The following is a 14,546-nucleotide window of genomic DNA, read 5'->3' on the forward strand; positions in this document are numbered from 1 at the left end:
GCAATGAAAATTGGATTTATCGGCCTGGGTATTATGGGCAAACCAATGAGTAAAAATCTGGTGAAAGCCGGTTATTCGCTGGTGGTGCGCGATCATAACGCTGACAACGAAGCGGAACTGACTGAACTGGGCGCGACCGTGGCGAAATCGCCAAAAGAGGTGGCTGAGCAGTGCGATGTGGTGATTACCATGGTGCCCAACTCGCCGCAGGTCATCGAAGTCTGTCTGGGTAAAAATGGCATTATCGAAGGGGCGAAGCCAGGCCTGGTGGTCATCGACATGAGCTCCATTGCGCCGCTGGCGAGCCGTGAAGTCCATGATGCGCTGGCAGAAAAAGGGATCAAAATGCTGGATGCGCCGGTCAGTGGCGGTGAACCTAAAGCGATTGAAGGCACGCTCTCTGTGATGGTCGGCGGTGATAAAGCGGTGTTCGATACCTGCTACGACATCATGAAATCGATGGCGGGATCGGTGGTGCATACCGGCGACATCGGTGCGGGTAACGTGACTAAGCTGGCCAACCAGGTGATTGTGGCGCTGAATATTGCGGCGATGTCCGAGGCGTTATCACTGGCGACCAAAGCGGGTGTGAATCCGGATCTGGTTTATCAGGCGATTCGTGGCGGCCTGGCCGGCAGCACGGTACTGGATGCCAAAGCGCCCATGGTGATGGATCGCAACTTCAAACCCGGCTTCCGCATTGACCTGCATATCAAAGATCTGGCGAACGCGCTGGATACCTCGCACAGCATCGGCGCGCATCTGCCGCTGACGGCGGCGGTGATGGAGATGATGCAGGCGCTGCGTAACGACGGGCAGGGTAGCGCCGACCACAGCGCGCTGGCCTGCTATTATGAGAAGTTAGCGAAGGTTGAAATCGCCCGCTAAAACCCGGTGTCGGTCTCTGCGGAAACCGGACTGGTTCAGAGCCGTTTCAATTACTCAACTGCGCTCGGATTGCCTATGAAAATCGTAATCGCACCGGATTCATATAAAGAGAGTTTATCCGCCCTGGATGTGGCATCGGCGATTGAAGCGGGTTTCCGTGACATCTTTCCCGATGCGCATTACGTGAAAATACCGGTCGCCGACGGCGGTGAAGGAACGGTAGAAGCGATGGTGGCGGCGACGAAGGGAAAAATCGTCAGGCTGAAGGTGACGGGGCCGCTGGGAACAGAGGTTGACGCCTTCTATGGCCTGTCCGGCGATGAGTCCACCGCCTATATCGAAATGGCAGCGGCCAGTGGACTGGAGCGGGTGCCTGCATCGCAGCGTGACCCGCTGATAACGACCTCATTTGGCACCGGCGAGTTGATCAGACATGCGCTGGATAAGGGGGTCGGCCACATCATCATTGGTATCGGCGGCAGCGCCACCAATGATGGCGGAGCCGGCATGATGCAGGCGCTGGGCGCCCGGCTGCTGGACGACCAGGGCTGCGAGATCGGTCACGGTGGCGGTGCACTCGCCGATCTTGCCAGCATCGATATTGACGCGCTGGACGCCCGCATTCATCAGTGCCGCATTGAAGTGGCCTGTGACGTCACGAATCCGCTGACGGGCAAAGAGGGTGCATCGGCCATTTTCGGCCCGCAGAAAGGGGCGACACCGGCGCTGGTGCAGCAGCTCGATCAGGCGCTGGCCCATTACGCCGCGATTATTCACCGCGATCTCGATATTGATGTGCTGCATATTCCGGGCGGCGGCGCAGCGGGCGGTATGGGGGCGGCGCTGCACGCCTTCTGTCAGGCAGAGCTGCGGCGCGGCATTGAGATTGTTACTGAAGCGCTGGGGCTGGCGGAAGAGGTAAAAGATGCTGACCTGGTAATTACCGGTGAAGGGCGTATCGACAGCCAGAGTATTAATGGCAAGGTGCCGATCGGCGTCGCCAGCGTGGCAAAGCGCTTTAATAAGCCGGTGATTGGCATCGCCGGAAGCCTGACGGCCGATGTCGGCGTGGTGCATCAGCACGGGATCGATGCGGTATTCAGCGTGCTCTACAGCATCTGTACGCTGGATGAGGCACTCGCCAGCGCCGGAAAGAATGTTGAGATGACGGCACGTAATGTGGCAGCCACGTTAAAGCTGGCCGGGTTTAACTAACCACCAGCCTTACCCGGCCACTCCACATCGGCCGGGTTTAACTAACCAATAGCCTTATCCAATCCCTAACAGCTGGCGGGCTTCTCGGGCGACGTTCTCCATCTCATCCTGCAGCTCCAGCAGTTCCGGCTCCAGCGCAGCGATATCGCTGGCCTCCAGCAGCTCTCTTTCCAGCTGATGGCAGAGTTGCTTCATGCGCGGCACGCCGCTGTAGCTGGCACTGCCGTGCAGCTTGTGAATAATCTCACGCAGGGCGTTGACCTCATTGGTCGACATAAACTGCGCCATCTTCGCATGCACTTCCGGTAAAAATTCCAGCAGCATCCGCAGCAGATCGCGCGCCAGATCGGCTTTGTTCGCCGCCTGTCGCAGCGCCAGTTGCCAGTCCAGCGTAGGTAATATTGGCAGCAGTTCCGGCACGGTGACTACTGGTGGTGGCGTATAGCGCGCCAGCAACTGTCTTAACTTGCTCTCATCAATCGGTTTGGCAAGATAGTCATTCATGCCCGCCTTGATCAATTGTTCACGCTCGCCATCAATCGCATGGGCGGTGACCGCCACAATCGGTGTACTGGCATGATGCGGCATGCTGCGGATAATTTCGCTGGCGCGAATGCCATCGATATCCGGCATCTGAATATCCATCAGAATCACATCCAGCGACTGCTGACGTGCCTCACGGATGGCGTGTTCGGCGCTGCTGCACAGCAGGATGTTCTGCACCTGCTCCTCCAGCAGCGCGCCAATCAGCTTGAGGTTGGCGGGATTATCATCCACCGCCATCACCGTCAGCGGCAGCCGGGGTGAAAGCGGCAGTTCACTGATCTGACGGGTATGCAGATCCAGTAACATCGGCAGGAGTCGCGTCAGGGAGATCGGTTTAGCGATGCAACCGTCAATGCCGCGTACCTTCAGCTCATCCGCCAGCAACATCATCGGGCTGGGGAGCGCCATCAGCACGTTGTCGGCCCGATCCAGCAGCGCATTAATCATGCGTTCATTGAGCAGCTCGGGCTGACTGATGTCGACCGGCATCGCCATCAGCAGCAGCGGATAGTGAGACGCTTTTAAACCCTCCAGCGTTTCGCTGTAATCGATCTGCAATGGTGTGGCGCTTAACATCTCCAGTGCTGCGCTGGCAACGTTAGCATCCGCTTCAACATAGGCAATGCGCGCATGTGACAGCGCATCCAGCACGCGTGGCATGCCGGGCGCATTGGGATTGAGATCCAGCTGCACGCGAATCACAAAGGTGGAGCCCTTGTCCGGCTGGCTGCTGAAGGTGATTTCGCCGCCCATCTCCCGCACCAGTTTCTGGGTGATCACCAGCCCCAGCCCGGTGCCGCCATGACGGCGCGAAATGCTGGCGTCAGCCTGACGGAACGCCTGGAACAGCTGTGTCTGTTGCTGCTCAGAGATGCCGATGCCGCTATCTTCAACCTGAATCTCCAGCTCGACGCTCGACTGCGTAATCACCCGCTGTCCGACACGCAGGCCGATATACCCTTTCTCGGTAAACTTGATGGCGTTACCGATCAGGTTAATCAGAATCTGTTGCAGGCGCAGCGCATCGCCAATCACGTTGTCCGGCACGCTGCTGTCACACACCACCGTCAGCTCCAGCCCTTTGTCATGCGCCGACGGGGCCAGCAGCACCAGCGTTTCATCCAGTGTGGCACGCAGCGGGAAGGGGATCGCCTCCAGCATCAGTTTGCCCGCTTCCAGCTTCGAGAAATCGAGCACGTCATTGATAATACTGAGCAGGTTATTGGCTGAACGTTCAATGGTCTGCATATAGTCGCGCTGGGTGGTGCGCAGCTGGGTTTTCAGCATCTGCCGGGTAAAGCCCAGCACGCCATTAAGCGGCGTCCGCAGCTCATGCGACATATTGGCCAGAAACTCAGATTTGATACGCGCCGCTTCCTGGGCGCGTTTCTTCGCCAGATCCAGCTCAACGTTCTGAATCTCCAGCTGTTCCAGCGTCTCTCGCAGATCGTAGGTCGCCTGATCGATATTGTGCTGCATCTCTTCGTGATAGGCGGTCAGCGACATCGCCATCGCATTAATCCCGTTTTTCAGAATGCTGAGCTCACCCAGCATGTATCCCTCAACGCGGCTATCGAGCTGGCCGCGACGGATGCGGTCAACGGTGGTGACCATATTGCGGATCGGGCCGGTGACATCACGCATCAGACGATAGGCAAACAGCATGGCCAGGCAGAGGCAGAAGAGCAGCATCAGCGTGGCGACAAACACCTCTTTGTACTGCTGCAGGCGCACCGACTGCAGATCCAGTTCTATCGCCACGTAGCCCAGCGGATTGCCCGACGGCTTGGCATCTTCGTCCGGCAATTCATCCACATCGTAACGCTCGGTGGTGATCGGTGTGCGCAGAATCAATACGTTGCCGTGACGCTCCATGGAGACATCGTCGGGCAGGGCGCGGATATCATCCTGTTGCAGCAGGCTGAGGTTCTGCTTGTGATTGGAGGTGACGTAGAGTTGGTTGTGATTATCAAACACCGAGATCGCCCGGACGATGCCCGAATGGCGGCGGTGCAGCAGGCTGACAAGTTCACGCATGGCGTCACGATTGTGCCAGGTCATGCTGTATTCGCTGGAGATCGCCAGCGGTTCAATGATATTGGCTCCGGCATCGATAACCTGGCGCTGCAGTTCATTGTAGCGGTGCACCACAAAAAATGAGCTGAGCAGCAGGCCAACCATCAGCGTGGGTGCCAGAATTAAAATCATCATTCGCGCCCGCAGGCTGTATTTGGTCATAATAGTCGCCTGGCTACTCCGGCATTAACGTCCCTGTGCATGCTGTCGACAAAAACAATGCAGGTCGTTTTCGATAAAGAGAATTAATAACACTATGGCGCAATTTTACGTTGCAAAACAGCGCGTGACGACGCAACAACGGATCACCGTCACCATTGAGGCGCTCGATCCGTTCGGACAAGGGGTGGCGCGTCACAAGGGCAAAACCCTTTTTGTCGCCGGTGCCCTGCCTGGGGAACAGGCGGAGGTCATGCTGACAGAGGATAAACGTCAATTTGCCCGGGCGAAAGTGACACGACTGATTAGCCGCAGTCCGGCGCGCGTCACGCCGCGCTGCCCACATTATGAACGCTGCGGCGGCTGCCAGCAGCAGCATGCCGATGTGGCGCTGCAACAGCAGAGCAAAGCCCAGGCGCTGAGCCGGATGCTGCGCCAGGCCGCCGCACAAGATGTGGCGGTAGATGAGGTGATTGCCGGTCAGCCCTGGGGCTATCGTCGTCGCGCCCGTCTGGGGCTGCAATGGCAAAATAAGGCGCAGCGGTTGCAGATGGGCTTCCGTCAGGAAGCCAGCAACGATCTGGTCGATATTCAGCAATGCCCCATTTTAGTGCCCGAACTTGAGGCTTTAATGGTTCCACTGCATCAGTGTCTCAGTGACTTACGCGCCGTCAGGCGTCTCGGGCATGTGGAGCTGGTGCTGGCAGACAACGGGCCGCTGATGATTCTGCGCCATCTTGATGCGCTGCATGCGGATGACCGTGAAAAACTGGAACAGTTTTCGCATAAGCATCAGCTGATGCTGTTCCTGGATGCGGGCGAGGAAGAGTTGAGTGCGTTAAATGAGTCGACGCCGTTTTATCAATCTCACCAGCTTAAGCTAACCTTCAGCCCACAGGATTTTATTCAGGTTAACGATGGTGTTAATCAGCAGATGGTCGCGAAGGCAATTGCCTGGCTCGATCTGCAGCCGGAAGACCGGGTGCTGGATCTGTTTTGCGGCATGGGAAACTTCACACTTCCTATAGGAATCTTCGTACATAATGTGGTTGGTGTGGAGGGGATTGCAGCATTAGTGCGGCAGGCAGCGTATAATGCTGATTTGAATAATCTTAAAAATGTCAGTTTCTTTCAGCATAATCTGGAAGAAGAAGTGTCGCGCCAGCCGTGGGCGGCACAGGGATTTAACAAGGTATTACTCGATCCGGCACGCGCCGGGGCTGCGGGCGTAATGGCGCATGTGGTTAAACTTGCACCAGATCGCGTGGTCTATGTTTCGTGTAATCCCACCACACTCGCCCGCGACAGCCAGACATTGCTGTCGGCAGGCTACCAATTGGAAAGGGTCGCGATGCTGGATATGTTCCCACATACCCGTCATCTCGAATCCATGGTGCTGTTCAGAAAAACATAAGCGATGTATGTCGTTGTGCAGGAGAGGTTATGGTTGCGGTCAGAAGTGCGCATTTAAATACTGAGGGGGATTTCGCCCTCGACCAGTGGATCGCCAGTCTCGGTATTGCCAACCCGCAATCATGTCAACGTGTGGCCGAGACCTGGCGCTACTGCGAAGCGCAGACGCAGGGCCATCCTGATCAGTCGCTGCTGCTGTGGCGCGGTATTGAGATGGTTGAAATCCTCTCAATGCTCAGCATGGATATCGAAAGCCTGTGTGCAGCGCTGATTTTCCCGCTGGCTAACGATGAAGTGGTGAGTGAAGAGGAGCTGGAAACCGCCGTCGGCAAAGGCATTGTCTCGCTGGTACACGGCGTGCGCGATATGGACGCCATCCGCCAGCTGAAAGCGATCCACAACGACTCCATGGCCTCTGAACAGGTGGATAACGTCCGCCGCATGCTGCTGGCGATGGTAGAAGATTTCCGCTGCGTAGTGCTGAAGCTGGCTGAACGCATCATGAATCTGCGCGAAATGAAAGATGCGCCGGAAGATGAGCGGGTACTGGCCGCCAAAGAGAGCACCAATATCTATGCGCCACTGGCCAATCGTCTCGGTATTGGTCAGCTCAAATGGGAGCTGGAAGATTACTGCTTCCGCTACCTGCATCCCGACGAATATAAGCGCATCGCCAAATTACTGCATGAGCGGCGTATTGACCGTGAGCAGTACATCGAAAACTTCGTCAGCAATCTGCGCAAAGAGATGGTCAAAGAGGGCGTGCGCGCTGAAGTCTATGGCCGTCCGAAACATATCTACAGCATCTGGCGCAAGATGCAGAAAAAATCGCTGGCCTTTGATGAGCTGTTTGACGTGCGGGCGGTGCGCATCGTCGCCGATCGCCTGCAGGATTGCTACGGTGCGCTGGGTACGGTGCATACGCTCTATCGCCATCTGCCCAGTGAATTCGATGACTACGTCGCTAACCCCAAACCCAACGGCTACCAGTCGATTCATACGGTGGTGTTAGGGCCGCAGGGCAAAACGGTGGAGATCCAGATCCGTACCCGCCAGATGCATGAAGATGCCGAACTGGGCGTGGCTGCGCACTGGAAATATAAAGAGGGGCCAACTTCCAGCAGCGCGCGTGGCGCGGCCGGTCATGAAGAGCGGATCGCCTGGCTGCGTAAGCTCATCAGCTGGCAGGAAGAGATGGCGGACTCCGGCGAACTGCTGGAAGAGGTCCGCAGCCAGGTGTTCGATGACCGGGTCTACGTCTTTACCCCGAAAGGCGACGTGGTGGATCTGCCCGCTGGATCGACGCCGCTCGACTTTGCCTATCATATTCACAGCGACATCGGTCATCGCTGCATCGGCGCGAAAATCGGTGGCCGCATCGTGCCGTTCACCTACCAGCTGCAGATGGGCGATCAGGTTGAAGTGATCACCCAGAAGCAGCCGAACCCGAGCCGCGACTGGCTCAATCCGAATCTGGGCTACATCACCACCAACCGTGGGCGCTCGAAGATCCACAACTGGTTCCGCAAGCAGGATCGCGACAAGAATATTATCGCCGGACGGCAGATTCTGGATAACGAACTGAATCAGCTGGATATCAGCCTGCGTGAAGCCGAAAAACTGCTGCTGCCGCGCTATAACGTGACCTCGCTTGAAGAGCTGCTGGCGGCGATTGGCGGCGGCGATATTCGTCTTAACCAGATGGTTAACTTCCTGCAGGCGAAGCTCAATAAGCCGAGCGCCGAAGAGGAAGATCGCGAAGCGCTGCGTCAGCTGACCCAGAAATCGTACACTCCCTCTTCACGCAAAGAGAGCGGACGCGTCGTCGTGGAAGGCGTGGGCAACCTGATGCACCACATTGCCCGCTGCTGCCAGCCGATTCCGGGGGATGATATTGTCGGCTTCATCACCCAGGGACGCGGCATCTCTATTCACCGCGCCGACTGCGACCAGCTGGCTGAACTCATTTCGCATGCGCCGGAACGTATCGTCGATGCGGTGTGGGGCGAAAGCTACTCCAGCGGCTATTCGCTGGTGGTGCGCGTGACCGCCAACGATCGCAGCGGCTTACTGCGTGACATCACCACCATTCTCGCCAATGAGAAAGTGAATGTCCTGGGCGTCTCAAGCCGCAGCGACACCAAAAAACAGCTGGCGACCATCGACATGGATATTGAGATCTACAACCATCAGGTACTGGGACGTGTCCTGGCGCGTCTGAACCAGGTCTCTGATATCATTGACGCCCGTCGCCTGCACTGATATTCAGGCAGGCACTGAGGCAACCGGCAGCTGGAGGTTGCGCAGGCGTTTTCTGCACCACCAGACACGGCCGGACGCGGTGAATAGCGTCCTGCCGTGTTGTACGCTTTGCCTCTTCGCCCGTTGCCTGTCATCTCACTAATCAAGGATCCTCCTGAATGAACGCTATTGAGCGCCTGCTTGGCATAATGAAAACCCTGCGCGATCCACAACATGGCTGTCCGTGGGATCGTGAACAGACCTTCGCCACCATCGCGCCCTATACGCTGGAAGAGACCTACGAAGTGCTGGACGCTATCCAGCGCGAAGATTTTGACGATCTGCGCGGTGAGCTGGGCGATCTGCTGTTTCAGGTGGTGTTCTATGCGCAGATGGCCAGCGAACAGGATCGCTTTAATTTTGAGGATATCTGCCACGCAATCAGCGACAAGCTGGAGCGCCGTCATCCACACATTTTTGGCGATGCCACAGCAGAAACCAGCAGCGAAGTGCTGAAAAACTGGGAAGCGATAAAAACCGCTGAGCGGGCTGACAAAGCCCAGCATTCGGCGCTGGATGATATCCCTAAGGCACTGCCCGCACTGATGCGCGCCCACAAGATTCAGAAGCGTTGTCACAATGTCGGATTCGACTGGACCACGCTGGGGCCGGTGGTGGCTAAGGTGCATGAAGAGATTGATGAAGTGATGCACGAGGCGCAGCAGAGCGTGGTGGATGGTGAGAAGCTGGAAGAGGAGATTGGCGACCTGCTGTTCGCCACGGTTAACCTATCGCGCCATCTTGGCAGCAAAGCAGAGACCGCGCTGCAAAAGGCCAATGACAAGTTTGAGCGCCGCTTCCGCGAAGTCGAAGCGATCATCGCTGCACAGGGGTTAAGTATGCCGGGTGCCACGCTGGAGCAGATGGAGGCCGCCTGGCAGCAAGTGAAACGGGGCGAGAAGCGCTGATTATTCCAGCGCTGTGCATAAAGCCACCGCTTTCGCTTACTCGATTCAGCCTGACGGCAACTTTGTGACGCACGTCAACATTTCATTGGCGGCTATCGGCTATGTTAGCCGCAGCAATGCGTTGGAGGATGGCGGTGATTCATCAATTGTGGCTGATAGCGGTTTCCAGTATACTGTTTTCCCGTCCTGGTTATTCCACCGTCTTTAAACCTAAACTCTCAGGTTCAGCATGACAACGAATTATATTTTTGTGACCGGCGGGGTCGTTTCCTCTCTGGGTAAAGGCATTGCCGCAGCCTCCCTCGCAGCCATTCTCGAAGCCCGTGGTCTGAACGTGACCATCATGAAGCTGGACCCGTATATCAACGTGGATCCAGGCACCATGAGCCCGACGCAGCACGGTGAAGTTTTCGTCACTGATGACGGCGCTGAAACCGATCTGGATTTGGGTCACTACGAGCGCTTCATCCGTACCAAAATGTCGCGTCGTAACAACTTCACCACTGGCCGTATCTACTCAGAAGTCCTGCGCAAAGAGCGCCGTGGCGACTATCTGGGCGCAACCATTCAGGTTATTCCGCATATCACCAACGCCATCAAAGAACGCATTATTGAAGGCGGTGAAGGTCATGATGTGGTACTGGTCGAAATCGGCGGCACGGTCGGGGATATCGAATCACTGCCGTTCCTGGAAGCGATTCGCCAGATGGCCGTTGATGTGGGCCGCGAACACACCATGTATATGCACCTGACGCTGGTGCCGTATATGGCGGCTGCCGGTGAAGTGAAAACCAAACCGACCCAGCACTCGGTGAAAGAGCTGCTGTCGATTGGTATTCAGCCAGACGTGCTGATTTGCCGTTCTGACCGTGCCGTACCGGCCAACGAACGCGCTAAAATCGCCCTGTTCTGTAACGTCCCTGAAAAAGCGGTTATCTCGCTGAAAGACGTTGATTCCATCTACAAGATTCCTGGCATGCTGAAATCGCAGGGCCTGGATGACTATATCTGCAAGCGCTTCAACCTGAATGCACCGGAAGCCAACCTGGCCGAATGGGAGCAGGTGATCTACGAAGAAGCCAATCCGGGTGGTGAAGTCACCATCGGTATGGTGGGCAAGTATGTGGAATTGCCGGATGCCTACAAGTCGGTCATCGAAGCGCTGAAACATGGCGGCCTGAAAAATCGCGTCACCGTGAACATCAAACTGATCGATTCGCAGGATGTTGAATCACGCGGTGTCGAATTACTGAAAGATCTGGATGCGATTCTGATCCCGGGTGGCTTCGGTTACCGTGGCGTGGAAGGCAAGCTGATGACCGCGCAGTATGCACGTGAAAACAACGTGCCGTACCTGGGCATCTGCCTGGGCATGCAGGTTGCGCTGATGGAGTTCGCCCGCAATGTCGCCGGGATGCCGGGCGCCAACTCCACGGAATTTGTGCCAGACTGTAAATATCCGGTGGTGGCATTAATCACCGAATGGCGTGACGAAGATGGCAACGTCGAAGTCCGCAGCGAGCAGAGCGATCTGGGCGGCACCATGCGTCTGGGCAGCCAGCAGTGTCAGTTAACGCCGGGCAGCCAGGTTCGCCAGCTCTACGGCTCTGACACTATCGTTGAGCGCCATCGCCACCGCTATGAAGTGAACAATATGCTGTTAAAGCAGATTGAAGCAGCCGGTCTGCGCGTAGCAGGTCGCTCTGGTGATGATCAACTGGTTGAGATTATTGAGATCCCGAACCATCCGTGGTTTGTGGCCTGCCAGTTCCATCCTGAGTTTACCTCGACCCCACGCGACGGCCATCCGCTGTTTGCCGGCTTTGTTAAAGCCGCACATGAGCATCAGAAGCGTTTAGCGAAGTAAGTTTCACAGGCAGCGCGCGAACTTTTCGCGCGTTGCTTGTCTTAGGATTGACTAACTTGTACTGAGGAAAATCGTAATGTCCAAAATCGTAAAAGTCATCGGTCGCGAAATTATCGACTCACGTGGTAACCCGACTGTTGAAGCTGAAGTGCATCTGGAAGGCGGTTTCGTAGGCCTGGCAGCTGCACCATCAGGTGCCTCTACCGGTTCACGCGAAGCGCTGGAACTGCGTGACGGTGACAAATCACGTTATCTGGGCAAAGGCGTAACCAAAGCCGTTGCTGCAGTAAACGGTCCGATTGCTGAAGCGGTAAAAGGCAAAGACGCGAAAGATCAGGCGAACATCGATAAGATCATGATCGACCTGGACGGTACTGAGAACAAATCTAACTTCGGTGCTAACGCCATTCTGGCTGTTTCACTGGCAGCTGCTAAAGCCGCTGCAGCCTCTAAAGGTCAGCCGCTGTATGAGCACATCGCTGAACTGAACGGCACCCCAGGCAAATACTCTATGCCACTGCCAATGATGAACATCATCAACGGCGGCGAACATGCCGACAACAACGTCGACATCCAGGAATTCATGATCCAGCCGGTTGGCGCTCCGAACCTGAAAGAAGCCATCCGTATGGGTTCTGAAGTGTTCCACAGCCTGGCAAAAGTGCTGAAAAGCAAAGGCATGAGCACTGCAGTGGGTGATGAAGGCGGCTACGCGCCAAACCTGGGTTCCAACGCCGAAGCGCTGGCTGTTATCGCTGAAGCGGTAAAAGCAGCAGGCTACGAGCTGGGCAAAGACATCACCCTGGCGATGGACTGTGCGGCATCTGAGTTCTACAAAGATGGCAAATACGTTCTGGCCGGTGAAGGCGGTAAATCGTTTACCTCTGAAGAGTTCACCCACTTCCTGGAAGATCTGACTAAACAGTATCCGATCGTTTCTATCGAAGATGGCCTGGACGAATCTGACTGGGACGGCTTCGCTTACCAGACCAAAGTACTGGGCGACAAAATCCAGCTGGTGGGTGATGACCTGTTCGTTACCAACACCAAGATCCTGAAAGAAGGTATCGATAAAGGTATCGCTAACTCCATTCTGATCAAATTCAACCAGATCGGTTCTCTGACCGAAACTCTGGCTGCGATCAAAATGGCGAAAGACGCGGGCTACACTGCCGTGATCTCTCACCGTTCAGGCGAAACCGAAGATGCGACCATCGCTGACCTGGCGGTAGGTACTGCAGCGGGCCAGATCAAAACCGGTTCAATGAGCCGTTCTGACCGTGTTGCTAAGTACAACCAGCTGATCCGTATTGAAGAAGCGCTGGGTTCTAAAGCGCCATTCAACGGTCTGAAAGAAGTTAAAGGTCAGTAATGACTGTGCGTTGATGTCGCGCTAGGTGACATCATCGGCCTTTGAAGCCCCGCCTTGTGCGGGGCTTTTTGTTGGTGGCGGTGCGCAGACGCAGATGGCAAGGCCCGATCGCCAAAGCGGCATCTCTGCCGGCCCGGTCCGTGCGATAACGCACCTCATCCCTGAGGTGCGCCCGTTACCGGGCCAACGCTTTGCGTTGTTCAAAAACGCTTCCGGCGTTTTTGTCCTGAGCGCGGGACGCTTTGCTCTTCGGTCCTGGCCATCTACGTTTTGAGCCTGTCAGCCATCTGAAGCCCCTTTTTTGTGTTTTGTCCGGCGCGGAGAAAAGGCACAACGCGTGGTTGAGCTGCGCGGCAAATCTGCCATAATCAGCGCCCTGTTTTTTTCAAGCGAGTCCGTAATGCAATACCCGATTAACGAAATGTTCCAGACACTGCAGGGCGAAGGTTATTACACCGGCGTGCCTGCCATTTTCATTCGTTTGCAGGGATGCCCGGTGGGCTGTAGCTGGTGCGATACCAAACACACCTGGGAAAAGCGGACAGATCGGGAAACGTCGCTGGGCGATATTTTGATCAAGACGGTGGAAAGCGACGCATGGGGGGATGCCGACGCGGCGACCCTGGTGAGTGCCATTGCGCAGCAGGGCTGGACGGCGCGTCATGTGGTCATCACCGGTGGTGAACCGGCGATTTACGATCTGCGTCCGTTAACCACTGCGCTGGAGCAGCACGGTTTCCAGTGCCAGATTGAGACCAGCGGAACCCACGAGATTCACTGTTCTGAACGGACCTGGGTGACCGTCTCGCCGAAGGTCAACATGCGCGGCGGCTACGATGTTCTGCCCCAGGCGCTGAGCCGGGCCGATGAAATCAAGCATCCGGTAGCGCGCGAGCGTGATGTGGAAGCGCTGGATCGGCTGCTGGCAGGCATTGATGACACCAAAGCGCGTATCATCGCCCTGCAGCCAATCAGCCGCAAAGATGATGCAACCCGGCTCTGTATTGAGACCTGCATTGCCCGTAACTGGCGTCTGTCGATGCAGACCCATAAATATCTCAATATCGCCTGATCCTGATAACGCGGCACGCTATGAGCCGTTAACCACAGGGAAGGGTTGAGCGTCAGAGGCAGGACGGAGAGAAAAGCCGCGTCGGATCGAAGGGTTCGATCCGACAGGGTTAGCCGCGGTAAACGCAGCCTGCGGTGCAGGTTTCTTTGATCATCACCGCGCTAAGCAGCGGCAGTTGCGGCTTCATCTGATCCCAGATCCATTTCGCCAGCACTTCGCTGGTGGGATTTTCCAGGCCAGGAATATCATTCAGATAGTAGTGGTCCAGCCGATTGTAGACCGGCTTAAACGCCGCCTTCAGCTCAGCAAAATCCATAACCCAGCCGGTATGCGCATCCACTTCGCCGGTAATCTCCAGACGAACCAGGAACGAATGACCGTGCAGACGGCCACATTTGTGTCCGGCCGGCACATTCGGTAGATGATGCGCGGCTTCGAACTGGAACTCTTTAAACAAGGTGGTAGACATAATGGCTCTCAGACATTAAAAAACCGCTGAATTCTACCTGATTACCGCTTTTTTCGCACCCGAACCGCACAAACCGATACTTTTCCTGCGCGTTTATACAGTGGCGTCCAGCTAATTAACTGATATATCACCGCTTTGCTTACCACTTTTAACGATTATTCCTACCTGGAAAACCATTTAGTCATTTTGGTTATTTGATATGTCGAAGGTGTATTTAATCGTTAATATACGGACCGGTAACCTACGCACTCTTCCGCCAT

General features: G+C 55.9%; 10 protein-coding genes. 8 read left to right on the plus strand and 2 right to left on the minus strand.

Going from position 1 to position 14,546, the window contains the following annotated elements:
• Positions 1 to 3 precede the first annotated feature (3 nt).
• Both garR and ACX8ZY_RS04755 read left to right on the plus strand, forming a co-directional pair.
• On the plus strand, positions 4 to 888 hold the full coding sequence (garR, locus tag ACX8ZY_RS04750) for a 2-hydroxy-3-oxopropionate reductase (protein WP_010248583.1): 885 nt from the start codon (positions 4 to 6) through the stop codon (positions 886 to 888).
• A gap of 75 nt (positions 889 to 963) precedes the next feature.
• Positions 964 to 2,103, plus strand: a complete 1,140-nt coding sequence (locus tag ACX8ZY_RS04755) for a glycerate kinase (RefSeq protein ID WP_031291930.1) — start codon at positions 964 to 966, stop codon at positions 2,101 to 2,103.
• Positions 2,104 to 2,157: 54 nt separating this feature from the next.
• Here the strand turns inward: ACX8ZY_RS04755 and barA are convergent, their stop codons facing one another.
• Positions 2,158 to 4,887 carry a two-component sensor histidine kinase BarA gene (gene barA, locus ACX8ZY_RS04760; RefSeq protein WP_191918843.1) on the minus strand — a complete coding sequence of 910 codons (2,730 nt, stop codon included), beginning with the start codon at positions 4,885 to 4,887 and terminating at the stop codon, positions 2,158 to 2,160.
• Positions 4,888 to 4,981: 94 nt separating this feature from the next.
• Here barA and rlmD point away from each other — a divergent pair, with 94 nt between their 5' ends.
• The 6 genes from rlmD (at position 4,982) to queE (ending at position 13,817) form a co-directional block, all read left to right on the plus strand.
• Positions 4,982 to 6,298: a 23S rRNA (uracil(1939)-C(5))-methyltransferase RlmD gene (gene rlmD / locus ACX8ZY_RS04765; RefSeq protein WP_421665249.1), complete on the plus strand. Its 1,317-nt coding sequence runs from the start codon at positions 4,982 to 4,984 to the stop codon at positions 6,296 to 6,298.
• 29 nt (positions 6,299 to 6,327) lie between these two features.
• Complete coding sequence (gene relA, locus ACX8ZY_RS04770; RefSeq protein ID WP_010248576.1) at positions 6,328 to 8,559, plus strand: GTP diphosphokinase; 2,232 nt, start codon at positions 6,328 to 6,330, stop codon at positions 8,557 to 8,559.
• Positions 8,560 to 8,717: 158 nt separating this feature from the next.
• Positions 8,718 to 9,506 (plus strand): nucleoside triphosphate pyrophosphohydrolase, encoded by a 789-nt coding sequence (mazG, locus tag ACX8ZY_RS04775; RefSeq protein WP_050680051.1) that lies wholly within the window; start codon positions 8,718 to 8,720, stop codon positions 9,504 to 9,506.
• Positions 9,507 to 9,735: 229 nt separating this feature from the next.
• Positions 9,736 to 11,373 (plus strand): glutamine hydrolyzing CTP synthase, encoded by a 1,638-nt coding sequence (pyrG, locus tag ACX8ZY_RS04780; RefSeq protein WP_010248572.1) that lies wholly within the window; start codon positions 9,736 to 9,738, stop codon positions 11,371 to 11,373.
• Between the two features lie 76 nt (positions 11,374 to 11,449).
• A complete protein-coding gene (eno, locus tag ACX8ZY_RS04785; protein ID WP_010248571.1) occupies positions 11,450 to 12,745 on the plus strand; it encodes a phosphopyruvate hydratase in 1,296 nt (431 codons plus the stop codon).
• Positions 12,746 to 13,145: 400 nt separating this feature from the next.
• On the plus strand, positions 13,146 to 13,817 hold the full coding sequence (gene queE / locus ACX8ZY_RS04790; protein WP_010248569.1) for a 7-carboxy-7-deazaguanine synthase QueE: 672 nt from the start codon (positions 13,146 to 13,148) through the stop codon (positions 13,815 to 13,817).
• Between the two features lie 109 nt (positions 13,818 to 13,926).
• On the opposite strand, the gene queD is transcribed toward queE, so the two are convergent.
• Positions 13,927 to 14,286 carry a 6-carboxytetrahydropterin synthase QueD gene (gene queD, locus ACX8ZY_RS04795; protein ID WP_010248568.1) on the minus strand — a complete coding sequence of 120 codons (360 nt, stop codon included), beginning with the start codon at positions 14,284 to 14,286 and terminating at the stop codon, positions 13,927 to 13,929.
• Positions 14,287 to 14,546 lie beyond the last annotated feature (260 nt).

The organism is Pantoea sp. XAF26B01_ASV70 (assembly GCF_054512635.1).

Coding starts and splice junctions, on each gene's coding strand:
- garR (WP_010248583.1), top strand. CDS start 4: ATGAAAATTGGATTTATCGGCCTGGGTATTATGGGCAAACCAATGAGT.
- ACX8ZY_RS04755 (WP_031291930.1), top strand. CDS start 964: ATGAAAATCGTAATCGCACCGGATTCATATAAAGAGAGTTTATCCGCC.
- barA (WP_191918843.1), bottom strand. CDS start 4,887: ATGACCAAATACAGCCTGCGGGCGCGAATGATGATTTTAATTCTGGCA.
- rlmD (WP_421665249.1), top strand. CDS start 4,982: ATGGCGCAATTTTACGTTGCAAAACAGCGCGTGACGACGCAACAACGG.
- relA (WP_010248576.1), top strand. CDS start 6,328: ATGGTTGCGGTCAGAAGTGCGCATTTAAATACTGAGGGGGATTTCGCC.
- mazG (WP_050680051.1), top strand. CDS start 8,718: ATGAACGCTATTGAGCGCCTGCTTGGCATAATGAAAACCCTGCGCGAT.
- pyrG (WP_010248572.1), top strand. CDS start 9,736: ATGACAACGAATTATATTTTTGTGACCGGCGGGGTCGTTTCCTCTCTG.
- eno (WP_010248571.1), top strand. CDS start 11,450: ATGTCCAAAATCGTAAAAGTCATCGGTCGCGAAATTATCGACTCACGT.
- queE (WP_010248569.1), top strand. CDS start 13,146: ATGCAATACCCGATTAACGAAATGTTCCAGACACTGCAGGGCGAAGGT.
- queD (WP_010248568.1), bottom strand. CDS start 14,286: ATGTCTACCACCTTGTTTAAAGAGTTCCAGTTCGAAGCCGCGCATCAT.